Raw genomic sequence first — 22,550 nt, 5'->3', positions numbered from 1 at the left:
ATGCATACCGAGCTCACACGCCGGAAGATCCTGTCCGGTCTGGTTGTCGGAGCGGGCGTGGCGATCGCGGGGTGGGACCCCAGCGCCCAAGCGTGGGCCGCCGCCCCCAGTTCGACGTCAGGCCTCCAGCAGGTTCCGGCCCTCGACGGCACACTCCTCCTCCCCGCCGACGCGTCGGCGTTCACCGAGGACTTCGGCCACCTGGTCACGCGCCAGCCCCAGGCCGTCCTCACTCCCGGCTCGGTGAACGACATCCAGAAGGTCGTCCGCTACGCCCGCAACAACCGGATCCCCGTGGCCGTCAACGGCCAGAGCGGGACCGGTGCCGAGGACCGCCATTCGCACTCGCACTACGGGCAGGCCCTGGTCGAGGGCGGCATCGCCATCGACCTCAAGCCGCTCGGCTCAATCCACAGCATCTCGCAGGGCATCGCCGACGTCGACGCCGGTGTCACCTGGTCGACGCTGGCGCTGCGGGCGCTCGACACCGGCCAGGCGCCGCCCGTCTACAACGACTTCGCCCACCTGTCGATCGGCGGCACGCTGAGCGTCGGCGGCCTCGGCGGCACCAGCCAGCGCTACGGCTCGCAGGCCGACAACGTCGAGTGGCTCCAGGTGGTCACGGGCACCGGCGAGCTGGTCACCTGCTCCCGGTACAACCGCCGCGCGCTGTTCGAGGCCGTCCTCGTCGGCGGCGGGCAGTTCGCCGTCATCGTGCGCGCCGGCATCAAGCTGATCGCGGCGGAGACGACCGCCCGCTCGCTGGAGTTCACCTACACCGACCGCGCGGCCTTCCTGCGGGACTCGCTGGCCATCATGCGGGCCGGCGTGGTCGACGACCAGAACGGCTACGCCGAGCCCGCGCCCGGTGGCGGCTGGACCTACCGGCTGGCGCTCGGCATCTTCTACTCGGCGCCCGCCCAGCCCGACGTCGCCGCCGTGCAGGCCGTGCTCTCGCCCCAGGCGACCGCCGGCCCGACGGCCGACCTGCCGTTCCGCGACTGGCTGCTCCGCTTCGACCCGAACTGGGCGGCCCTCAAGGCCGCCGGGTTCTGGGGCAGCCAGAAGCCGTGGCTCATGATGTTCGTCGGCGTCGACAACACCCCGGCCTACCTCGACACCGTGCTCGGCGAGCTGACGGCCACGCAGATGGGCCCCGGCCCCGTCCGGATCTCGCCGATGGACGCCGGGTCGCTCACTCGGCCCAGCTTCATGCTGCCCCGGTGCCGGACGAACGAGTTCTTCGAGGTCAGCCTTATCCGGATCCCGGCCCCCAACCACCCGGACGTCCCCGGCCTGCTCGCGCAGAACCGCCGCTTCTACGACCGGGCCGTCGGGCTCGGGGCCAAGCGCTACCTCGTCGGCTCGGTGCCCTCGATGACCCGCGCCGACTGGCGGGCCCACTACGGGTCTCGCTGGTCCTCGCTCGTCGACCTGAAGCTCCACTACGACCCGGCCGCGATCCTCACGCCGGGCCAGGGCATCTTCGGCTGACCCGCCGACTGCCCACCCCGTCCCTCCAGCAAGGAGACCTGCCGTGCCGGCACAACGCCCGGAAGACATCCCCGGCCTCATCGCCGAGGCCTTCAACACCAACAACCCGCAGGCCATGCTCGACATCTACGAGCCGGACGGCATCCTCGTCACGCCGCCGGACGGCACGCAGGAGGTGGGGCTCGAAGCCGTCGCCCGCGCCCTGAAGCCGATGTTCGCCGCCATCAAGACGGCCGACATCAAGATGACCAGCGTCCTGCGGTCCGGCGACATCGCCATGACGCACGCCGACTGGCACCTCGTGGGAGAGGACGAGGCCGGCCAGCCGATCGACCTCAGCGGCAAGGGCACCGTGGTGTCCCGCCGGCAGCCGGACGGCACCTGGCGGATCCTCTTCGACGATCCGGTCGGGGCATGAGGGCGGCCGGCATGCAGACCGGCATGGAGACCGGCAGGGAGACACCGTTCAGCGTCCGCATCCAAGCGCGGGCCTACGAGATCGACCGGCAGGGCCATGTCAACCAGGCCGTGTACATGCAGTACGCGGAGCACGCCCGCTGGCAGTTCCTGCAAGCCGCCGGCCTCACCCCGGACGTCCTGGGGGAGGCCGGCATCGGCCCGGTGCTGCTCAAGGCCGGCATCCGGTTCCAGCGCGAACTGCGGGCCGGCGACGAGGTCGACGTGGGCTGCGCCATCAGTGGCGGGCAGGGCAAGCTCGTCGAGCTCACGCAGCGCTTCCACACGCCCGACGGCATCTCGGTGGCCCGGGTCGAGTGCGTGATCGGGCTGCTCGACCTGGCCACGCGCCGCCTGCTCCCGGCCCCGCGCGCCACGCTGCGCGAGCTGGCCAAGCAGCCCGACGTCCTCGGCCTCGACACCGTGAGCGAGCCCGGCAAGGCCTGACGGCGACGTCAGGGGACAGACGTGGGGCACGGTCCCGGTGAACCACCCGTGACGGGGGTGTCCGCGACCGTGCTCCACGCTGTCGAGCGGCCGGCGCTCGGTGTGAGCCGTGCCGCCCTCGACCGGGTCGGCACACCCACGCGCGTAAGCACCACCACACACCTGTCGGGGGACAGCATCCATGACCGTTCAGCTGCCCATATCGCGTTCCCGCCTCAAGGGCGTGTCCCTGCGCGCCCTGCTCACCGAGCAGGCCCGCCAACGGCCTGACGCCATCGCCGTGACGCATCCCGGTGGGCACCTCACCTTCGCCCAGCTCGACGCCGCCGCCGTTCGACTCGGTGCCCACCTCATCGGCCTCGGCGTGACGCCGGACACCGCCGTCGGCCTGTACACCGAGCCGTCCGCGGAGCTGATGACCGGCGCGTGGGGCATCCTCAGCTCCGGCGCCGCCTACCTCCCGCTGTCCCCGGACTACCCGGACGAGCGGATCCGCTACATGGTGGAGGACTCCGGCACCAAGGTCATCGTCGCCCAAGGCCACCTCGGGGACCGGGCCCGGAGCCTGGTCCCCGACGGGGTCGCCGTCATCACCGCCGACGACATACCGGCGCCGGCCCCGCCGTCCGGTGCCTCCGCGGAGCAGTTCGGCACCGACCTCGCCTATGTCATCTACACCTCGGGCAGCACCGGCAGGCCCAAGGGCGTGATGATCGAACAGCACAGCATCGTGTCCCAGTTGCAGTGGCTGGCGAACTGCGGTCACCTCGGGCCGCGGGTGTCGATCCTGCAGAAGACGCCGATGAGCTTCGACGCCGCCCAGTGGGAGATCCTGGCCCCCGCCACCGGCGCCCGCACCGTCATGGCCACGCCCGGATCGTTCCGCGACCCCGAGGCGATCATCCGCCACATACGGGAGCACCAGGTCACCGCGCTGCAGGCCGTGCCCACCCTGATCCAGGCCCTCATCGACACCGAGCAGTTCGCCACCTGCGCCAGCCTGACCCGTGTGTTCTCCGGCGGCGAGGCGCTGACCCGCACCCTCGCCGAGGAGATCTTCCGCGCCGCGCCGAAGGTGTCCCTGGTCAACCTGTACGGGCCGACCGAGACCACCATCAACGCCACCTCGCACTGGGTCGACCCCGACGAGCTCGCGACCGCCCCGGCGATCGTCCCCGTCGGCATCCCCGCCGACAAGGTGACGTGTTACATCCTCGACGGGCAGATGCGGCCGGTCGACATCGGCGAGACCGGCGAGCTGTTCATCGGCGGCTCGCAGGTGGCCCGCGGCTACATCGGCCTGCCCGAGCAGACCGCCGAGCGGTTCGTGACCTCCCCGTTCAACCCGACGGGGCGCCTGTACCGAACCGGCGACCTCGCCCAGTGGAACCCGGACGGGACGATCCAGTTCACCGGCCGTACGGACAACCAGGTCAAGCTGCGCGGCTACCGCGTCGAACTGGAAGAGGTCGCCTCCCGCATCGAGGAGCACACGTGGGTGCGCCGGGCGGCGGCGATCGTCACCGACGACGCGCGCACCGGGAACAAGGTCCTGATCGCCGCGGTCGAGCTGAACGAGCGCACCGCCGCCGTCATGGACCAGGGCCGCGACGACGCCGCCCACCACCAGTCCAAGGAATCCAAACTCCAGGTCAAGGCGCAGCTGTCCAACCCCGGCCTGCGCGAGGCCCACGAGCTGGAAGGCCGGCCGGTGGTGCCGCTGCCGCACGGCCGCGCCACCGACGGGCAGCGCCGGCAGGCGTTCGCCCGCAAGACGTACCGGTTCTACGACGGCGGCCGCGTCACGCTCCAGGACGTCCTCGGCCTGTTCGCCCCCCGTCCGGCGTCCTCGTACGCCCGGCCTCTCACCGAGTTGGGCGTGGAGGAGTTCGGCGAGATCCTGCGCTGGTTCGGCCCGTTCCGCAGCGAGCACCGGCTTCTGCCGAAGTACGCCTACGCCTCCCCCGGCGCCCTGTACGCCACACAGATGTACCTGGAGGTCAGCGGCCTGTTCGGGCTGCCGTCCGGCGTGTACTACTTCCACCCGGCCGACCACACCCTCGTCCGCGTCGCCGACGTGTCCGACGGCTTCCCCGGACAGGGGCTGCGCGTGCACTTCCTCGGCAAGAAGCGCGCCATCGAGCCGGTGTACAAGAACAACATCGCCGAGGTGCTGGAGTTCGAGACCGGCCACATGCTGGGCGTGTTCGAGGAGGTCCTGCCCGCCTACGGTCTCCGGATCGGCGCCCACGGCTACACGCCCCAGGCGAAGGCCCGCCTCGATGTCGCCGACGAGGACCACTACCTCGGAACGTTCGAGATCTCCACCAACGAGGGCCGGACCCTCCCCGACGAGGTGGAGCTGTTCGTACAGGCACACGAGGACAGGGTCGACGGCCTCGAGGCGGGCCTGTACCGGTACACCTCGGGCACGCTGACGCGGCTCGGCAACGGCGTGGTGGAGAAGCGCCACGTCATCGCCATCAACCAGAGCGTGTACGAGCAGGCCTCGTTGGGCATCTCCGCCGTCGCCCGCACCGGTGAGGAGTGGCTGCGGTACATCCTCCTCGGCCGTAAGCTGCACCAGCTCCAGCGCGTCGAGGGCATGGGCTTCATGTCGTCCGGCTACTCGTCCAAGACGGGCAACCCGCTCCCGGCATCCGTACGCCTGGACGACCTGCTCACCGCCGCCGGCATCGACAAGGCCCCCGCCTCGTACTTCTTCACCGGTGGCCGCATCAGCGACGAGCAGGCCGCGCACGAGGGCATGAACGAGGACGCCGTCCACACCAAGGGCCCGGCGGAAATGATCCGCGACGACCTCGCCCGGTTCCTTCCGGACTACATGATCCCCGCCCGCGTTCTGGTGGTGAACGAGCTCCCGCTCACCGCGAACGGCAAGATCGACACGAAGGCCACCGCCGCCCTCCCGGAGATCACGGCCGCGCAGACCTCCGCCGTCCACCTGGCCCCCGCCACGCCGACGGAGCAGTGGCTGGCCAAGGCGTGGGGACGGCTGCTGAAGTACGACGACGTGTCCACGCAGGACGAGTTCTTCGCCTCCGGCGGGAACTCCCTGCACGCCGTCGCTCTTGTCGGCACGGTGAACCGCCGGTTCGGGATCAGCCTGCCGCTGCAGGTCGTCTTCGAGTCGCCGAAGCTCCAAGACCTCGCCGCCCGCATCGAGGGCGGCGCCCCGGCACGCTCCTCGCGCCTCGTACCGCTGCACACCGAAGGTTTCCTGCCCCCGGTGTTCTGCTGGCCCGGCCTGGGCGGCTACCCGATGAACCTGCGCCGCCTCGGCCGGCGCGTCGACCTGGACCGGCCGTTCTACGGCATCCAGGCCCACGGCATCAACCCCGGCGAAGCCCCGTATGCCACGATCCGCGAGACGGCCATGGCCGACGTCGCGGAGATCCGCCGCGCCCAGCCCACCGGCCCCTACACCCTGTGGGGCTACTCGTTCGGGGCGCGCGTGGCGTTCGAGGCCGCCTGGCAGTTGGAGCAGCACGGGGAGAAGGTCGAGAACCTGATCCTGATCTGCCCCGGCAACCCGAAGGTCCGCGCCGAGGACGGCAGGCAGTGGGGCAGGGAAGCCTCCTGGTCCAACCCGACTTACGTGACGATCCTGTTCTCCGTGTTCGCCGGAACCATCCACGGCACGGCCGTCACGGCGTGCCTGGAGCAGGCGCGGGACGAGGACTCGTTCGTCCGGTTCGTCCACGGCCTGATGCCGCAGCTGGACACCGGCACGATCCGCCGCATCACCCGCATCGTCGGCGAGACGTACGAGTTCGAGTACAGCTTCCGCGAGCTGACCGAACGCACCGTCCAGGCCACCATCACGATCTTCAAGGCCGAGGGGGACGACTACTCGTTCCTGGAGGGCGCCTGCGGCTACTCCGCCGAACCGCCCACCGTGATCGGCCTGGACGGCGACCACTACAGCGTCCTCCAGCAGCACGGCATCACAGAGCTGATCGACCGCATCCGGCCCGTCATGGGCCACTGGAGTGAAGGACGCAAGTGAGCACCAGCATCCCGATCTCCACCGCCCATGACGGGCACCGGCTCGCTGCCCCCCGCGTCCCCGGACTGATCACCGTGATGGGCCGGGCACACCTCCCGGACGGCGCGGACGCACCCGCCGAGGACACCTGGCGGGCCGTGATGTCACGCGGCGAACTGCGGCGGGCCGACGCCTTCCGCTTCGACAGGGACCGCTGGCAGTTCCAGTACGCCCGGTGGATGCTGCGCACCGAGCTCTCCCGGCTCGTCCACGTCGCGCCGCAGGACTGGGAGTTCGTCCCCTCACGCAGCGGCAAGCCCGCGATCCATCCCCGGTTCGGGCTCGATGTCGAGTTCAGCCTTTCCCACTCGGGCGGTGTGTGCCTGATCGGCCTCGCCCACGGCCGGCCGGTCGGCGTCGACATCCAGATCTGCGACGCCTTGGACGAACCGGAGAGTGTCAGACGTCTCGTCACGAGGTGCCTCTCACCGGAGGAACGCGCCGACGTAGAGCAACTGGCCGGCCGGAAGCGGCGGGACGCCGTCGTGCAGCTGTGGACGCTGAAGGAGGCCTACGCCAAGGCAGTGGGGCTCGGCGTGCGCCTGCCGTTCGCCCAGGTCGCCTTCCGCCCGGACGGCCACGGAGGGATCGCGCTGCGGCGAACCGCCCAGGTCCCCGACCCCAGCCGGTGGGACTGCCACGCACCCCAGGCACCGACGGGCTTCCGCATCGGGGTCTGCGTGGCCCGTCGGGCCTGAGCTGTGTGCGCGTACGGTGAGCGCAGCTCGGTGGCGTCCGGAGTGGAAGTCAGGAAGGCTGGGGCGCATGGTTTCGGTATTGCAGAACGTGGCGATTGACTGTGCGGATGCCTACGAGCTGGCCCGGTTCTGGAGCAGTGTGACGGGCCGTCCGATGCATCCGGATGTCAGACCGGGTGACCGGGAGACTCAAGTGCTGCTGGCGGAAGGCCCAGTGCTGTACTTCAACCAGGTGCCCGAAGCCAAGACGATCAAAAATCGCATCCATCTGTGTCTGCGCCCTGAGACCTCGCGCGATCAGGAGGTGGACCGGCTGCTGGGCCTCGGTGCCACCTTTGTCGCTGATCACCGGGATCCTGATGGCTCGGGCTGGGCAATCCTCGCTGATCCCGAAGGCAACGAATTCTGCGTTCTGCGCGGCGACTCCGACCGAGCCGCCATGAATACCTGACGCTGACGCGCCGTCCTGACCGGGTCGTCGGGAAGACCGTATGGGCCGAGCTGGGCGTCGGGGCGCCCGTATAGGGTCCCCGTATGGGGATCTGGATCGCGCCGAGCGTCATCGAGAGAGAGCTGTACGAGGCCAAGACCGCCGGCGACTGGGCCGCGTACTTCGACGTACTCGCCCGCGCCCAGCTGTACGTGGCGCAGCCCCGCGTCCAGTCCGACGCGCACCCGGACTCGATCTACTTCCACGCCACCCCGGACCGCATGCTCGTCGTCCACACCGCCGGCATGCTGCCCGCGCCCACCCCCGAGACGGTCTTCGAGTCGCGGAGCCTGGGCTGGTTCGCCAAGGTCTGGGCCCCCGAGGACCCCGCCTTCCTCGCCGTGAATCCGGGCTCCCCCGCCGAGGCCTACCTCACCACCACCCCCGCCGACCTGGCCCGCTGGCGGGCGCACGCCGACGCGGCCCCCTCGTACGGCCTGCCCGAGGGCAAGGTCCACGCCCTCTTCGCCGGCGGCCCGCTGCACGGGCCCATCGCCCACGGACTCGCCGTCGGCTGCCATCTCGCCGTGACTAACGGGGAGTTCTGGAACGCCCTCGCCTACCACGGCAGCGGCTACCAGCACGAGCGCCGCCGCGTCGCGAAGAGCTGGAGCATCACCGACCGGCACGACTGGCTCTCCACCCTGGAGCAGCTGCTGAACGCCGGGATGGTCAGCCCCGTCTGGGAGTACGCGCTGCGCGTCCGCCGCGTCCTCGCCTCCGACTTCGCCGGACCCGTCGACGTGGAGCACTGGCGGCACGCGGCCGAGGCCAGCCTGCGCCGCAGCGCCGAACGATCTGCCGAGCCGCAGCTCACCCCCGAGGGCGTCACCGTCGCCCAGCCGCGCCCCACCGCCGAGGTGGAGGGCGAGATCGCCGGCGTCAAGCGCCTCATCGGCCGGATCGCCCGCTACGAGCAGCGCTTCCGGGCCGACGGGCTGCTTCCCGAGGACGGCTGGGTCCGCTCGGTGGAGGGCTGGGACATAGGCCGGGCCTCGCAGATGGCCCGCTGGGGCGTCGGCTGCCGCTACGGCACCCTCCACGAGGCCGAGAAGGCGGTGCTGCGCGCCGGGGAGGCCGCGCGCGGGACCTACCGCTCGTGGGAGGAGTTCTCCGCCGGGTACGTCCTCGGGCGGTGCCTGCACTTCGACGAGGAGGAGTTCGGCACCTGGTACACGAGCGCCCTCGCCGCTCACGTCGCGCTGACGACCGACCCGGCCAGCCCGTGGCGCAACATCCCCTGGAACTGACGTCCGGAACCGACCGACCTCCGGTAGTCGGCGATCGTGGCCGGAATCCGGCGGCAGCCCCGTCGGCACCCCGACTAGCCTCGCCGCCATGACTGTTGAGATGAACGAGACCGTGCGCGGGCTGCTCGACGCGCCGCACCCCGCGGTCCTGTCGACCATCAACCCCGACGGAAGTCCGCAGAGCTCGGTGATCTGGGTGACCCGCGACGGGAGCGACCTGCTGATCTCCACCGAGCAGGGCCGGCGCAAGGAGCGGAACATCGTCCGGGACGGGCGGGTCGGCCTCACCGTCTTCGACCTGGCCAATCCCTTCCTCTACGCCGAGATCCGCGGCACGGCCACCGTCACCGAGGACATCGGCCGGAAGGTGGCCGTCCGTATCGCCGAGGAGTACCTCGGCCCGGGCGCCGGCAAGGAGTACCAGGAGGCCCCGGCCGAGGACGTCCGCGTGGTCGTCCGCATCACCCCGACCAAGGTCCTCGGCAACGCCGCCCGGACGGACGGCTGAGGCAGGCGGCGGCGGACGTCCCCGAGCACGCCGGGAGCCCCGGCCTCCGCTCTGCGCGGCGGCCGGGGCTCCGTGGTGTCCTCGGGGTGTGATCAGCCCTGGGTGAAGTAGCCCAGGAGATCGGTGATCACGTGGGTCGAGCCGCCCCAGGGGCCGTTGAAGACGCTGATCCTGCCGTCCCCGACCGGGGTCGTCACGTGGTTCGGGACCGTGGTCCCCGGGAGCGTGTTCAGGCTGCTCGCGTCCGGACGGGCCGCCCCGAAGCCGTACGCGGTCAGGTAGCCGGCACCGGTGGACTCGGTCGCCGTCAGGTTCACCACCGCACCCACCGCGCCGGCCGGCACACCGGCCGCCGTCGTGGTGGCGCCCGCGGCGACCTTCCCCGTCAGCCGAGTGTCACCGAGACGCTTCGGCACCACCGGCGTGAAGAGGGCCTTGCCCTCCTTGCCGTAGTAGCCCACCGCGTCCACGACCAGGTGCGTGGAACCCCAGTGGTTGTAGAGCGTGATCGTCCCGTTCGGGCCGACCGGCACGATGACCTGGTTGGCCTTGGCCCTACCGGGCTCCGGGTTCAGGTTGGAGGCCACGGGCCGCTTCGCCGGGTCCGGGTAGGCGACCACGTACGAGTGGGTCGTCGTGTCCGTGCTGGTCAGGTTCAGCGCGACCGCCGAGGCGTCCGCCGGGACACCGGCGACGCCCGCGACCTTGACCGTACGCGTCTGGCCGCCGGCCAGCGCGCCGCCCGCCGTACGGGTGTCGGCGAGGCGGGTCGGGCTGATCGGGCTGAACTTCTGCCCGACGTTCGGCTGGTAGTAGCCGACGAAGTCCACGACCAGGTCGGCCTGGCCCGCGTTGAGCAGGAACCACGCCTGTCCGAGGGCGCTGACGGGGACGGTGACCGTGTTGGACACGGTGCCGCCCGCCCGGACGTTGAGGTTCGAGGTCGACGGACGTTCCTGGGCGTACGGCGTCACCGCGAGGAAGGCGTCCTGGGTGGCGTTGGTGACGGTCACGTTGAGGACCACCGAGGCCATGCTGCCGGACATGACGTGCTCCGGCACGTTGAGGCCGACCGGCAGGACCGCCGACGCGGGGACGCCCCCGCGCAGAGGGGCGCCGGTGGTGCGGGTGTCCAGCAGACGGAACGGCTCCGACGCCACGTACCCGGACGCCGCGTAGTCGACCCGGACGTTCCGGCTGACCTTGGACGTGGCGCCCTTCTGGTCATAGAGGGTGAACGTCACCTTGTAGTCGCCGGGCTGGCCGTAGGTGTGCTGGTAGGCCTGGTCCATGTGGTCGCTGTGGGCGGAGGTGCCGTCACCGAAGTCCACGTACACGTCCGTCACCGGCCACGGCGCCGCGGTGGCGGGCCGGGGGTCGACCGACATGGTCAGCGGCGCGATGCGTTCGATCGGATTGTCCGAGGTCGGCAGGAGCGGCGTGGCCGTGAAGCCCGCCGTCAGCGGGCCGGGGGCGGTCACCTTGGTCGTCTGCTCGGTGGAGACCTTCTGGCCGACACCGTTGACCGCCGTCACCTTGACCAGGTAGTCGCCCGGCTTGCTGTAGGCGTGCGCGGCGCTGCGCTCCTTGGTGACGACCGGAGCCGTCCCGTCACCGAAGTCGTAGTGGTAGGTCAGGGCGGCGGACCACTTGCTGACCGGGAAGGCCTTGGCCGTCACCGTGGTGCCGACCGGAGCCCAGACCGGTTCGAGCTGCATCGAGACGCTGCGCAGGTCGTCCTGGGTCTCGCGGGCACCGCGGTCGATGAAACCGCCGTCCTTGCCCGTGTTGGGCACGCGCGGGTCGTCCGCGGTCGGGAAGCCCCGGTTGTCCGTGGGCAACACGCCCGGCGCCGTCAGGTCACCGGAGTCGACGGCCAGGGAGCCGTCCTCCCCATGAATGGCGCCGGGGGCCGACGGGGTCACGATGTCGTGCGCGCCCTGCCCGGTCGCTGCCCGGAACGCCGCGGCGGTCTCGTAGGCGGCGCCTGCCCAGTTGTAGGCGTTCAGCGCGCTCTTGGGGCCGTCGACCAGGAGGTTGGAGTCGGCGCGCGTACCCGCGGCGGCGCTTTCCGAAACCACGATGCCGGTGTGCGCACTGCCGGACGGACAGGGGGTGAAGTCGAGCGGGTAGATCACGTTGTTGAACACCGCGGACCCGGTGGACGCGCCACTGAGCGAAAGGGCTGTCACGCAGTCGAAGAGGAAGGTGTTGTTGGTGACCACCGTGCCGGGTGCGTCCACCGCGGTGACCAGCGCCGCGCCGTAGCCGCGGATGAAGTTGCGGCCGAGGAGGGTGCCCCGGGCACCGCCTTCGATCCGGACGCCGTACACGTCGCTCCGGGTGAGGCGCACGTCGGTGCTCGCGTCGCCGATCACGACGTCGTCGTCGCGGCGCACGTTGATCCGGTCGAGTTCGACATCCTTGGAGCCGCCGACCCGGACGGGACCGCTCGTGACCAGCCCGCGGAGCGATACGTGGGAGGCACCACTGACGGTCAGGGAGCCCGCGCCCAGTGATACCTGCGCCGGAAGTCCGGCCTGATCGATGCCTTCGGCGACGAGGGCGATCGGCTTGCCGGGCTCACCGGAGCGGTCGACGGTGACGGTCTCGTCGTACACCTTGCCCGGCTTGATCCGCACGGTCTGGCCGGGCTGCACGCGCTTGGCCGCCGCTGAGATCGTGCAGAAGGGGGCGGCCTGCGTACCGGACGCGGAGTCGGAGCAGTTGGAGCCGTCTTGGTTGTTCACGTAGAGATTGGTCGGGGTCTCGGCGGCGGCCGCGGCTCCGGCCGGAACACCGAGAAAAGTGACGAGACCCGCGGTGAGCAGGACCATCGTGCGAGTGGGACGCACCAGAAGGGTTTCCTTCGTGAAGAGACGACGTGACGTCACGAAGGCTGCTGCGGCGCCGCACGACTGGTAGACGTTTCGTTCCCCCCAGCGTCAGTCGGGCGCACGCGACCCCCCGCGAACGATGTTCATCATCCATGGTCCGAAAGCCGATGTCACCCCCTGTTGACTACGGGAGCAGGGGCCGCACCGCCGCCCAGGCGTCGACCTCCCCCGCCACGGGACCGGCGTCCGGCAGGTGGGCGCGTACGGCCGTCAGCCAGGGGATCAGGCTCTTGATGCGGCGCAGGTGCCGGATGCGGTGGTACGGGAGGTCGCGCCAGCCGCGGGCCAGCGCCACGGCCTGCGCCGGGGACAGGTCGATCAGCGCCAGCAGCTCCCGGCACAGGGCCGCCGGGTCGCCGCCGCGGTCCGGGCCGAACTGGTGGATCAAGTAGCACTGTACGTAGGCCAGTTCGGGCGCCCGCACCAGCTCGGGCACCCCCTCGGCCGCCGCGCAGCGGTAGGTGGCGGCCAGCGCCACCCGCCCCCAGCGCAGGCGGACCTCGTCCGGCAGCCGTTCGTCCCGCATCCGCACCCCGGCCAGCACGCGCAGGGTCCGCGGCTGGGGTTCGTCCAGCAGCGGCGGGCCGGTCGCCAGCCAGGCCTCCAGGTCCTCCAGCGAGTGCCCGTCGGGCGGCACCGAGGTCAGCACCTGCCCCCGGGTCAGCAGCGCGACCATGGCGCCCGTGAGCCGTACCTTCGCGACGTGTCCGGCGTCGAAGAAGGCGACGGGCCGCCCGTACCGCTCTATGTGGCGCAGGCCCATCCTCGAATCCCCGACGGCATAGACCTGTCCGGTCCGCGCCACCCCGCCGACGCACCGGACCAGGCACACCCCGCCCGTGACGTCGGCCTCCTCGACGCGGTACACCTGCAACTCGGCGATGGACACCCCAACCCCCCTTCCCTGGCGGGGAGATTACCCACCGGGGTGGGGGTGCGGGGCCGGGGCCGCTCATTCCCCGGACGGCTCCTCCAGGACGAGGCGGATCTCGGTGACCTCGTAGCCGGCGCGCTCGAAGGCGGCGGCCATCGGCACGTTGACGGTGTCCGTGGTCGCGGTGATGCGCTCCGCGCCCTCGGCCGCGTGGAAACGGGTGATCTCGCCCAGGATCTCGTCGATCAGGCCCTGACCGCGCTGCTCCGGTACGACGCCCAGGTAGCCGACGTTGCGGTGGTACGGGGTCGCCGAGGGGATGGCCAGGCCCGCGAGCGTGCCGTCCGGGAGGTGGGCGAGGCGCCACCAGGAGCGCTCGCCCGGGCAGTCGAGGTAGAACGCGATGTCCTCGCGCGCCAGCGCCTCGGCGTCCATCGAGCGGAGCTCGGTCTGCGTGTGCAGGTCGAGGCTGCCGGCCGACAGCCGGACGAAGGCGTCCAGGAACTCCTCGTCGGTGCCGTCGCGGAAGACGAGCCGGCCGGTGGGCTCCGCCGTGCCCGCGGCCGGGGTCCACTCGTAGCGCAGGCGCTCGATCGCGCGCGTCAGACCGGTCTTGTACGCCGCCTCCTGGCGCCAGGCGACCGCCTCGGCCAGCTCCGGGTCGGCCCGCCACCCGCGGGGCAGGGAGATGTTGTAGCCCGGCAGCTTGCCGAAGGCGGCGTGGCCGGCCTCCAGCAGCCCGGCGGCCACCGCGGCCGGATCGGCGACACCGGCCCGTACCTGGAGGCAGTCGAGCGCGATGGGCTGCTCGCTGTCGGCGCGGCCCCACCACAGGGCGCGGGCCAGCATCTCCCCGTCCTCGTCCTCGGCGAACCAGATCCACTCGGGGCGGAACTGGTTCCCGGCGAGCTCCTCGCGGATCCTCTCGGCGGTCAGGGCGGGGACGGGACCGTCGGCCGGGTAGGCGACGGCGCGGTCCAGGTCAGCGGGCTCTGCGGTGGCAGCGCGAAAGAACATCCGGCGATGATCACACAAGGCCGACCCGCTGACCACGGCTTTCCTCCGATCAGCGCCGGCTCCGGTGTCACACAGCGCCCTGGAGGCACAGCGGTTGCGCCACGACCGATGGCCGGCCTCCTCGGGGAGACCGGCCATCGGGTGGGGCGTCGTGCGCGGCGCTGCCGCTACGACCAGGTGACGAGGCGGCGGGGGTGTTCCAGTACCGCCGCGATGTCGGCCAGGAAGCGGGAGCCGAGCTCGCCGTCGATGAGGCGGTGGTCGAACGACAGGGCCAGGGTCGTGACCTGGCGCGGCTTCACCTTGCCCTTGTGGACCCACGGCTGGAGCTTGATGGCACCGACCGCGAGGATCGCGGACTCGCCGGGGTTCAGGATGGGCGTACCGGTGTCGACGCCGAAGACGCCGACGTTGGTGATGGTGATGGTGCCGTTCTGCATGTCCGCCGGGGAGGTCTTGCCGTCGCGGGCCGTGGCGACCAGCGAGGACAGGGACTCCGAGAGCTCGGCGAGGGACTTGGCGTGCGCGTCCTTGATGTTCGGGACGATCAGCCCGCGCGGGGTGGCCGCCGCGATGCCCAGGTTGACGTAGTGCTTGAGCACGATCTCCTGGGCCGCCTCGTCCCAGGACGCGTTGACGTCCGGGTTGCGGCGGATGGCCACCAGGACGGCCTTCGCGATGAGGAGCAGCGGGTTGATGCGCAGCCCCGCGAGGTCCGGGTCGTCCTTGAGCTCCTGGACCAGCTTCATCGTGCGGGTCACGTCGAGCGTGATGAACTCGGTGACGTGCGGCGCGGTGAACGCCGAGCCGACCATGGCCTGGGCGGTGACCTTGCGGACGCCCTTGACCGGGATACGGGTCTCCCGCGCCGTGGCCGGCACCTCGGCCTCGGCGGCCGGAGCCTGCGCCGCCACCGGAGCCGGGGCCCCGGTCGGGGCCGCGGCGGGCGCGGCCTGCGGGGCGGTCGCCGCGGCGGCGGCCGCGTGGACGTCCTCCCGGGTCACGACCCCGCCGTCGCCGGTGGGTACCACCGAGGCCAGGTCGATGCCGAGGTCCTTGGCGAGCTTGCGCACCGGCGGCTTGGCCAGCGGCCGCTCGCCGGTCGGCTGGGCCGGGAGCGCGGGGAGCACCGGTGCGGCCGCGGCGGGTGCGGGGGCAGCGGGCGCGGGCGCCGCAGCCGCCGTGCCCGCCGTGCCGTTCTGCGCGGCCGTGCCCGCCGGGGCCTTGCGCGGGCGGCGCTTCGTGGAGGCCGTGGAGACTCCGTAGCCGACCAGGACCGGCTGGCGCGCCTCGGGGGCCGGCTCCTCGGCGGCGGCGGCCGGGGCCGCCTCCTGGACCGGGGCCTCGGCAGCGGCGCCGCCCTCGGTCCGCACCGAGATGATGACCTGGCCGACGTCGACCGTGGTGCCCTCCTCGAAGAGGAGCGCGTGCACGACACCGTCGAAGGGGATCGGCAGTTCCACGGCGGCCTTGGCCGTCTCCACCTCGCAGACGACCTGACCGTCGGTGACCGTGTCACCCGGCTGGACGTACCACTTGAGGATCTCGGCCTCGGTGAGGCCCTCGCCCACATCGGGCATCTTGAATTCGCGGATCGTCACAGGGCTCTCCTCAGTACGCCAGCGAGCGGTCGACGGCGTCGAGCACCCTGTCCAGGCCCGGCAGGTACTCGTCCTCCAGGCGGGCCGGCGGGTACGGGGCGTGGAAACCGCCCACGCGCAGGACCGGCGCCTCCAGGTGGTAGAAGCACCGCTCCGTGATGCGAGCGGCGATCTCCGAGCCCACACCGAGGAACACCGGCGCCTCGTGGACGACCACGAGCCGGCGGGTCTTCTCCACCGACGCCTGGATCCCGTCGAAGTCGACCGGGGACATCGAGCGAAGGTCGATGACCTCCACCGACTTGCCCTCCTCGGCGGCCGCGGCCGCCGCCTCCAGGCAGACCTTCACCATCGGACCGTAGGCGGCCAGGGTGATGTCCGAGCCCTCCCGCGTCACGCGGGCCTTGTGCAGCTCACCGGGGATGGCGTCGACATCGACCTCGCCCTTGTCCCAGTAGCGGCGCTTCGGCTCGAAGAAGATCACCGGGTCGTCGCTGAGGATCGCCTGCTGGAGCATCCAGTACGCGTCGCTCGCGTTCGACGGGGAGACCACCTTGAGGCCCGCGACGTGCGCGAAGAGCGCCTCCGGGGACTCGCTGTGGTGCTCGACCGCGCCGATGCCGCCCGCGTACGGGATGCGCACGACGACGGGCATCTTGATCTTGCCCAGGGCGCGGGCGTGCATCTTCGCGAGCTGCGTGACGATCTGGTCGTACGCGGGGAAGACGAAACCGTCGAACTGGATCTCCACGACCGGCCGGTACCCGCGCAGGGCCAGGCCGATGGCGGTACCGACGATGCCCGACTCGGCGAGCGGGGTGTCGATGACCCGCTCCTCGCCGAAGTCCTTCTGCAGGCCGTCGGTGATCCGGAAGACACCGCCCAGCTTGCCGACGTCCTCACCCATGATCAGGACCTTCGGGTCCTGCTCCAGGGCCTTGCGCAGCGACTCGTTGAGCGCCTTCGCGATCGACATCTTCTCGACAGCCATCAGTGACCCTCCTCGGCCGACTCGAAGGACGCGAGGTAGGCGGCGAACTGCGCGCGCTCCTCGTCGACGAGCGCGTGCCCGTCCGCGTAGACGTTCTCGAAGATCGCCATGGTGTCGGGGTCGGGCATGGCGCGCACGGCCTCGCGCACCCGCTTGCCCAGGGCCTCGCTCTCCGCCTCCAGCTCCGCGAAGAACGCCTCGTCGGCGCCCCCGGTGGCCAGCAGGTGGGCCTTCAGGCGCAGGATCGGGTCCTTCGCCTCCCAGGCCGCCGTCTCCTCGTCCCGCCGGTACTTCGTCGGGTCGTCGGAGGTGGTGTGCGCGCCCATCCGGTACGTGAACGCCTCGACCAGGGTCGGGCCCTCACCGCGGCGCGCCCGGTCCAGTGCCCAGCGGGTCACGGCCAGGCAGGCCAGGACGTCGTTGCCGTCGACGCGGACGCCCGGGAAGCCGAAGCCCTGCGCGCGCTGGTAGAGCGGCACGCGCATCTGGCGCTCGGTCGGCTCGGAGATCGCCCACTGGTTGTTCTGGCAGAAGAACACGACGGGCGAGTTGTAGACGGCCGAGAAGGTGAACGCCTCGGCCACGTCGCCCTGGCTGGACGCGCCGTCGCCGAAGTAGGCGATGACCGCGGAGTCGGCGCCGTCCTTGGCCACACCCATCGCGTAGCCGGTCGCGTGCAGCGTCTGCGAGCCGATGACGATCGTGTAGAGGTGGAAGTTGTTGGTGTTCGGGTCCCAGCCGCCGTGGTTCACACCGCGGAACATCCCGAGCAGGTTGGTCGGGTCGACCCCGCGGCACCAGGCCACACCGTGCTCGCGGTAGGTCGGGAAGACGTAGTCCTCGTCGTTCAGCGCCCGGCCGGAGCCGATCTGCGCCGCCTCCTGGCCGAGGAGCGAGGCCCACAGGCCCAGCTCTCCCTGACGCTGCAGGGCGGTCGCCTCACCGTCGAAACGGCGGGTCATGACCATGTCGCGGTACAGCCCGCGCAGGTCCTCGGTGGTGATGTCCGCGACGAAGGGGGCGAATTCCGCGTTGTCCGCGTTGTCCACCCGGTCTCCCTCGGGCGTCAGCAGCTGTACGAGCTGAGGTTCGGCGTCCTGCGTCTGCGCGGTGGCAGCGGCGGTCTTGCGGGCGCTCGCCGCGCCGGCCTCCCGCTTGGTGCCACTGCTGCGTCGCGGCTTGCGCGCGGCAGTGCTCTCCACGGTCACGTGTGCTCCTCCGTCGGTCCGGCACCCGGGTTCTCCGGGGTCCAGTGCGGCTCACCTGCATCCGTAACGAGCGCACGGGGTGGGTGCGCGTCGCTTTCGGGATTCAGGCGTGACAGGTGCCCCGGCGAGTGCCCTGCGCAATGCACGTTACCCAGTGCGCCGCATAACTGCGAAACCCCGTTTGACCTGCGTTTTTGCTTGGATTTCCAAGTAAATCCGCAGGAGCGGGAACAACCACTGGTCACAGCCTTGCAGGGGCCGGGAACAACGGCACGTTATCCCGGGTAACTCCGGCAGGGAAGGGGTGAGTGTGTGAAACTGACTTCGTGCGCGAAGACGGAAAAATCAAGGTATTCCTCCTGGACGACCACGAAGTGGTACGTCGGGGCGTTCACGAGCTCTTGTCGGTCGAAGAGGACATCGAGATCGTCGGCGAGGCCGGTACGGCCGCGGACGCCCTGGTCCGGATCCCCGCCACCCGCCCTGACGTGGCCGTCCTCGACGTCCGCCTGCCGGACGGCAGCGGCGTGGAGGTGTGCCGCGAGGTCCGTTCCCGGGACGAGGACGTCAAGTGCCTGATGCTGACCTCCTTCGCCGACGACGAGGCGCTGTTCGACGCGATCATGGCCGGCGCCTCGGGCTACGTCCTCAAGGCGATCCGCGGCAACGAGCTGCTCGGCGCCGTACGTGACGTCGCCGCCGGCAAGTCGCTGCTGGACCCGGTCGCCACCGCCCGCGTACTGGAGCGGCTGCGCGACGGCAAGACCGGCAGGGGCGACGACCGCCTCTCGAACCTCACCGACCAGGAGCGGAAGATCCTCGACCTGATCGGCGAGGGCCTGACCAACCGCGTCATCGGCGAGCGGCTGCACCTCGCCGAGAAGACGATCAAGAACTACGTCTCCAGCCTGCTCTCCAAGCTGGGCATGGAACGCCGCTCCCAGGCCGCCGCGTACGTGGCCCGCCTTCAGGCCGAAAAGCGCTAGGCCCGCCCTGTGGTCCACCTACGGAAAGGGCCCGGCGGAATGTGATTCCGCCGGGCCCTTTCCCGTACGTCAGTCCTCGTCCGCGGCATTGCCGCCCGGCGGCGCGGTCTTCGTCGGCGCGGGCGACTGCGTGCCGGTGGGCTTCGTCGCCGACGGCGACGCCGACTTCGTGGCCGAGGCCGAGGCGGACGCCGACTCCGACGCCGACTGCGACACCGACGGCGAGGGGCTGGAGCTCTGCGTCCGGCTGCGGGTCGCCGTGGGCGAGTTGTCGCTGAACGAGGGCGTGTTGTCCGTGGTGTGGTGCGACGGCGAGGCGTCCGGGGAGTGGGACGCGCTCGGCTTGCCGCTGACGGAGCTCCGGGTGGTGTCCGGCGCCTGCTTCTCGTTGCCCTTGCCGCCCACGGAGTTGACGGCGTAGGCCACGCCGCCCGCGATCGCGATGATCGCGAACACCGCGAACAGCCACATCTTCCAGCGGCTGCCGTTGCCGCCGTGGTCGTCGTAGCCGTCGTAGCCGCCGCCGCGGCCGCCCGGGCCGCCGTGGCCGCCGGGGAAGGCCGAGCCGTCGTCCGGGTTCAGCGGCGGCACCATCGGCTGATGGAACTGCGAGGTCGACGCGTGCGAGGGGTACTTCTGCTGCCCGCCGGGCCCGCTCACGGACATGGCCGTGGTGGCGCCGCCGCCGCGCCCGTGCGGCAGGGCCATGGTGACCGGGCCGGTGTTCCAGGTGCCGGTGTTCGGCCCCTGGTCCTGCAGCATCTGGAGCGCGTACTGGACCAGCCCGCGCATCTCCTCGGCGCTCTGGAACCGGTCGTCCGGGTCCTTGGCGAGAGAGCGCATGACCAGGCCGTCGAGCTCCTGCGGGATGTGGTGGCCCTCCGGCAGCTGCGAGGGCGGGACGGGGGCGTCCTGGACGTGCTGGTAGACCACCGACAGCGGGGTCTCGCCGGTGAACGGGGGGCGCAGCGCGAGCAGTTCGTACAGCAGGCAGCCGGTCGCGTACAGGTCGGAGCGGTGGTCGACGGCCTTGCCGAGGGCCTGTTCGGGCGACAGGTACTGCGGGGTGCCCATGACCATGCCGGTCTGGGTCATCGTCGACTGGACGCCGTGCAGGGCGCGGGCGATGCCGAAGTCCATCACCTTCACCGCGCCGGTCTCGGTGATGATGACGTTCGCGGGCTTGATGTCGCGGTGCACGATGCCGTGCTGGTGCGAGTACGCGAGCGCTTCGAGCACGCCCGAGGTGATGATGAGCGCCTGCTCGGGGCCCGGGGCCTCGGCGCTGATCAGCAGGTCGCGGATGGTGCGGCCCTCGACCAGCTCCATGACGATGTACGGGACGGTGTTCGGGCCGACCCGGTCCTCGCCCGAGTCGTACACGGCGACGACGGCGTGGTGGTTGAGCCCGGCGACCGACTGCGCCTCGCGGGTGAAACGGGCCTTGGACACCGGGTCCTCGGCCAGGTCGGCGCGCAGCAGCTTCACGGCGACGGTGCGGCCCAGACGTACGTCCTCGGCGGCGAACACCTCTGCCATGCCGCCGCGGCCCAGCCGGTGCGTCAACCGGTAACGGCCGTCTCCCACCAGGCCGCCGGCGCCCCAGTGCTCAGGACCATCGGTCATCCCGGCGCCGTTTCCCTCGGGTTCGGGTGCCATCAGTCCTCGCCGTCGTATCTCTCGGCCGCCGCTCAGCGGTAGTCCTCTTCTTTGGTGCTCCGATGAACGCTACAGCCTCGGAACCGGTCACCGTTCGGACAAGGCCGCCCTGTGCCCGTGTGGTCACGGAACGGGCACCTGGCTTGACGTGTGCTTGCCCTCGGGCAGACTGGGCGCCATATGCGCCCGGCCAGAGGCGTGGGGACACATCCCGAGGGGAAGCAACAGTCATGAGCCAGGACGGCACTCAGGGCCAGTACGCGGGCGGCTCTCTGGCCGGTGGCCGTTACCAGCTGAGGGACTTGCTGGGCGCGGGCGGCATGGCCTCCGTGTACCTGGCGTACGACTCGGCGCTCGACCGGCAGGTCGCCATCAAGACCCTGCACAGCGATCTGGGCCGCGAGCAGTCCTTCCGCGAGCGGTTCCGCCGCGAGGCCCAGGCTGTAGCGAAACTGTCGCACACGAACATCGTCTCGGTGTTCGACACCGGCGAGGGCGAAGTGACGTTCGCCGGCGGCGCGGGCGACGGCGCGGTGATGCCGTACATCGTCATGGAGTACGTGGAGGGCCAGCCGCTCGGCTCGGTGCTCGATGCGGACATCCGCCAGTACGGTGCCATGCCCGCCGACAAGGCGCTGAAGGTGACGGCCGATGTGCTGGCCGCCCTGGAGACCAGCCACGAGATGGGGCTCGTCCACCGCGACATCAAGCCCGGCAACGTCATGGTGAACAAGCGCGGCGTGGTCAAGGTGATGGACTTCGGCATCGCCCGCGCCATGCAGTCGGGGGTCACCTCGATGACGCAGACCGGCATGGTCGTCGGCACCCCGCAGTACCTCTCGCCCGAGCAGGCGCTGGGGCGCGGGGTCGACGCCCGCTCCGACCTCTACTCGGTCGGCATCATGCTGTTCCAGCTGCTGACCGGGCGGATCCCCTTCGACGCGGACTCGCCGCTGGCCATCGCGTACGCCCACGTGCAGGAGGAGCCGGTCGCTCCGTCCTCCATCAACCGCTCGCTGACCCCGGCGATGGACGCCCTGGTGGCGCGCGCCCTGAAGAAGAACCCGAACGAGCGTTTCCCCACGGCCGCGGCCATGACGGACGAGGTCGCGCGGGTGCTGGGCTCCGGGCAGACCGGAGCGCCGGTCATCGTGCAGGGCCACGGGCCCCTGAGCAGCGGCGCGGGCGTGGCCTCGGCCGTGTTCCCGCCGTTGGACTCCGGGTTCCAGGCGCCGCCGCAGTCGGTGCAGCAGCCGTACCAGGCGCCGCACACCCCGGCCCCGTACGCGCCGACGCCCGCCCCGCAGCCGCACGCACAGGGCGCCTATGCCTATCCGCACACGCCCCCGCCGCAGCAGCAGTACGCGCCGCAGACCCCGCCGCCGTACACGATCTCCCCGGCGAGCACGTCGAGCGCGTCCGCCGCGGCCGGCGACGGCAAGCGGAACACGCCGGTGGTCGTGGGCGCGATCGCGGTGGCACTGCTGGCCGTCGGCGGTCTGATCGCGGCCATCGCGATGAACGGCGACGACGAGAAGGGGGGCACCACGGCGGACCCCGGGACCTCCGCGTCAGCCTCCGCCAAGCCCGGCTTCAAGGGGCCCGACGTCACGCGCACGATCGACCCGAAGAAGTGCTCGGAGCCGGTGAGGCACTACAGCGAGGCCGGCAAGTACTTGGCGCCGGACCTCAAGTACAAGGACCTGCTCTCCGTGAAGGCGTGCATCCAGGCTTCGGGCGGCAAGTACACGATCGTGCCGAAGGACGAGGCCGTCTACGGCAAGGACACGGTGCTGGTCCAGTCGCCGGCCGCGGGCGAGAAGATCAACAAGGAGGGCACGGAGTACACGCTGACCGTGTCCACCGGCAATCCGGAGTGACGGACCGACGCACCGACGCACCGAC

17 protein-coding genes are annotated in these 22,550 nt (G+C 71.1%); 10 read left to right on the top strand and 7 right to left on the bottom strand.

The genetic code is table 11. The features are described from left to right. The 8 genes from ACZ4TV_RS06420 to ACZ4TV_RS06385 all read left to right on the top strand — a co-directional run bounded on the left by ACZ4TV_RS06420 (position 1) and on the right by ACZ4TV_RS06385 (position 9,412). Positions 1-1,494 (top strand): FAD-binding protein, encoded by a 1,494-nt coding sequence (locus tag ACZ4TV_RS06420; protein WP_468131281.1) that lies wholly within the window; start codon positions 1-3, stop codon positions 1,492-1,494. A 43-nt stretch (positions 1,495-1,537) separates the two neighbouring features. Next, positions 1,538-1,912, top strand: coding sequence for a YybH family protein (locus ACZ4TV_RS06415; RefSeq protein ID WP_468131279.1), 375 nt, complete (start codon positions 1,538-1,540; stop codon positions 1,910-1,912). Continuing rightward, positions 1,909-2,397 (top strand): acyl-CoA thioesterase, encoded by a 489-nt coding sequence (locus ACZ4TV_RS06410; protein WP_468131277.1) that lies wholly within the window; start codon positions 1,909-1,911, stop codon positions 2,395-2,397. Before ACZ4TV_RS06415 ends, ACZ4TV_RS06410 begins: the two co-directional genes overlap by 4 nt. Before the next feature lie 181 nt (positions 2,398-2,578). Next, positions 2,579-6,427 carry an amino acid adenylation domain-containing protein gene (locus tag ACZ4TV_RS06405; RefSeq protein ID WP_468131275.1) on the top strand — a complete coding sequence of 1,283 codons (3,849 nt, stop codon included), beginning with the start codon at positions 2,579-2,581 and terminating at the stop codon, positions 6,425-6,427. After that, positions 6,424-7,164 carry a 4'-phosphopantetheinyl transferase family protein gene (locus ACZ4TV_RS06400; protein ID WP_468131273.1) on the top strand — a complete coding sequence of 247 codons (741 nt, stop codon included), beginning with the start codon at positions 6,424-6,426 and terminating at the stop codon, positions 7,162-7,164. The genes ACZ4TV_RS06405 and ACZ4TV_RS06400 overlap by 4 nt, the downstream gene beginning before the upstream one ends. Positions 7,165-7,231: 67 nt before the next feature. Next, the gene (locus ACZ4TV_RS06395) at positions 7,232-7,615 is read left to right on the top strand and encodes a VOC family protein (protein WP_468131271.1); all 384 of its coding nucleotides are present in this window, start codon (positions 7,232-7,234) and stop codon (positions 7,613-7,615) included. Between the two features lie 83 nt (positions 7,616-7,698). Beyond that, positions 7,699-8,904, top strand: coding sequence for a DUF1266 domain-containing protein (locus ACZ4TV_RS06390; RefSeq protein WP_468131269.1), 1,206 nt, complete (start codon positions 7,699-7,701; stop codon positions 8,902-8,904). 88 nt (positions 8,905-8,992) lie between these two features. After that, positions 8,993-9,412: a PPOX class F420-dependent oxidoreductase gene (locus tag ACZ4TV_RS06385; protein ID WP_468131267.1), complete on the top strand. Its 420-nt coding sequence runs from the start codon at positions 8,993-8,995 to the stop codon at positions 9,410-9,412. A gap of 92 nt (positions 9,413-9,504) precedes the next feature. Here ACZ4TV_RS06385 and ACZ4TV_RS06380 read toward each other — a convergent pair whose 3' ends face one another. The 6 genes from ACZ4TV_RS06380 to pdhA form a co-directional block, all read right to left on the bottom strand. Then, complete coding sequence (locus ACZ4TV_RS06380) at positions 9,505-12,267, bottom strand: PKD domain-containing protein (protein WP_468131265.1); 2,763 nt, start codon at positions 12,265-12,267, stop codon at positions 9,505-9,507. Between the two features lie 166 nt (positions 12,268-12,433). Next, entirely contained in the window at positions 12,434-13,198 is a 765-nt protein-coding gene (locus ACZ4TV_RS06375) for a hypothetical protein (RefSeq protein WP_468131263.1), read from the bottom strand. Positions 13,199-13,261: 63 nt separating this feature from the next. Then, on the bottom strand, positions 13,262-14,200 hold the full coding sequence (locus ACZ4TV_RS06370) for a GNAT family N-acetyltransferase (protein ID WP_468131260.1): 939 nt from the start codon (positions 14,198-14,200) through the stop codon (positions 13,262-13,264). Between the two features lie 167 nt (positions 14,201-14,367). Further along, complete coding sequence (locus ACZ4TV_RS06365) at positions 14,368-15,780, bottom strand: dihydrolipoamide acetyltransferase family protein (protein WP_468131469.1); 1,413 nt, start codon at positions 15,778-15,780, stop codon at positions 14,368-14,370. 31 nt (positions 15,781-15,811) lie between these two features. Further along, positions 15,812-16,792, bottom strand: coding sequence for an alpha-ketoacid dehydrogenase subunit beta (locus ACZ4TV_RS06360; RefSeq protein ID WP_468131258.1), 981 nt, complete (start codon positions 16,790-16,792; stop codon positions 15,812-15,814). Beyond that, on the bottom strand, positions 16,792-18,000 hold the full coding sequence (gene pdhA, locus ACZ4TV_RS06355) for a pyruvate dehydrogenase (acetyl-transferring) E1 component subunit alpha (RefSeq protein WP_468131256.1): 1,209 nt from the start codon (positions 17,998-18,000) through the stop codon (positions 16,792-16,794). The genes ACZ4TV_RS06360 and pdhA overlap by 1 nt, the downstream gene beginning before the upstream one ends. Before the next feature lie 326 nt (positions 18,001-18,326). On the opposite strand from pdhA, the gene ACZ4TV_RS06350 reads away from it, so the two are divergent. Beyond that, the gene (locus tag ACZ4TV_RS06350) at positions 18,327-18,986 is read left to right on the top strand and encodes a response regulator (protein ID WP_468131254.1); all 660 of its coding nucleotides are present in this window, start codon (positions 18,327-18,329) and stop codon (positions 18,984-18,986) included. 69 nt (positions 18,987-19,055) lie between these two features. Here the strand turns inward: ACZ4TV_RS06350 and ACZ4TV_RS06345 are convergent, their stop codons facing one another. Beyond that, positions 19,056-20,645, bottom strand: a complete 1,590-nt coding sequence (locus tag ACZ4TV_RS06345; RefSeq protein WP_468131252.1) for a protein kinase domain-containing protein — start codon at positions 20,643-20,645, stop codon at positions 19,056-19,058. A gap of 230 nt (positions 20,646-20,875) precedes the next feature. Between ACZ4TV_RS06345 and ACZ4TV_RS06340 the strand changes: the two genes are divergently transcribed. Next, the gene (locus tag ACZ4TV_RS06340; protein ID WP_468131250.1) at positions 20,876-22,525 is read left to right on the top strand and encodes a protein kinase domain-containing protein; all 1,650 of its coding nucleotides are present in this window, start codon (positions 20,876-20,878) and stop codon (positions 22,523-22,525) included. Positions 22,526-22,550 lie beyond the last annotated feature (25 nt).

The organism is Streptomyces sp. NPDC028910 (assembly GCF_055564955.1).
The sequence above is the reverse complement of the archived record's forward strand: the minus strand, read 5'-3'. Positions and strand labels throughout refer to the sequence as shown.

Coding starts and splice junctions, on each gene's coding strand:
- ACZ4TV_RS06420 (WP_468131281.1), top strand. CDS start 1: ATGCATACCGAGCTCACACGCCGGAAGATCCTGTCCGGTCTGGTTGTC.
- ACZ4TV_RS06410 (WP_468131277.1), top strand. CDS start 1,909: ATGAGGGCGGCCGGCATGCAGACCGGCATGGAGACCGGCAGGGAGACA.
- ACZ4TV_RS06405 (WP_468131275.1), top strand. CDS start 2,579: ATGACCGTTCAGCTGCCCATATCGCGTTCCCGCCTCAAGGGCGTGTCC.
- ACZ4TV_RS06395 (WP_468131271.1), top strand. CDS start 7,232: ATGGTTTCGGTATTGCAGAACGTGGCGATTGACTGTGCGGATGCCTAC.
- ACZ4TV_RS06390 (WP_468131269.1), top strand. CDS start 7,699: ATGGGGATCTGGATCGCGCCGAGCGTCATCGAGAGAGAGCTGTACGAG.
- ACZ4TV_RS06385 (WP_468131267.1), top strand. CDS start 8,993: ATGACTGTTGAGATGAACGAGACCGTGCGCGGGCTGCTCGACGCGCCG.
- ACZ4TV_RS06370 (WP_468131260.1), bottom strand. CDS start 14,200: ATGTTCTTTCGCGCTGCCACCGCAGAGCCCGCTGACCTGGACCGCGCC.
- ACZ4TV_RS06365 (WP_468131469.1), bottom strand. CDS start 15,780: ATGCCCGATGTGGGCGAGGGCCTCACCGAGGCCGAGATCCTCAAGTGG.
- ACZ4TV_RS06360 (WP_468131258.1), bottom strand. CDS start 16,792: ATGGCTGTCGAGAAGATGTCGATCGCGAAGGCGCTCAACGAGTCGCTG.
- ACZ4TV_RS06345 (WP_468131252.1), bottom strand. CDS start 20,645: ATGGCACCCGAACCCGAGGGAAACGGCGCCGGGATGACCGATGGTCCT.
- ACZ4TV_RS06340 (WP_468131250.1), top strand. CDS start 20,876: ATGAGCCAGGACGGCACTCAGGGCCAGTACGCGGGCGGCTCTCTGGCC.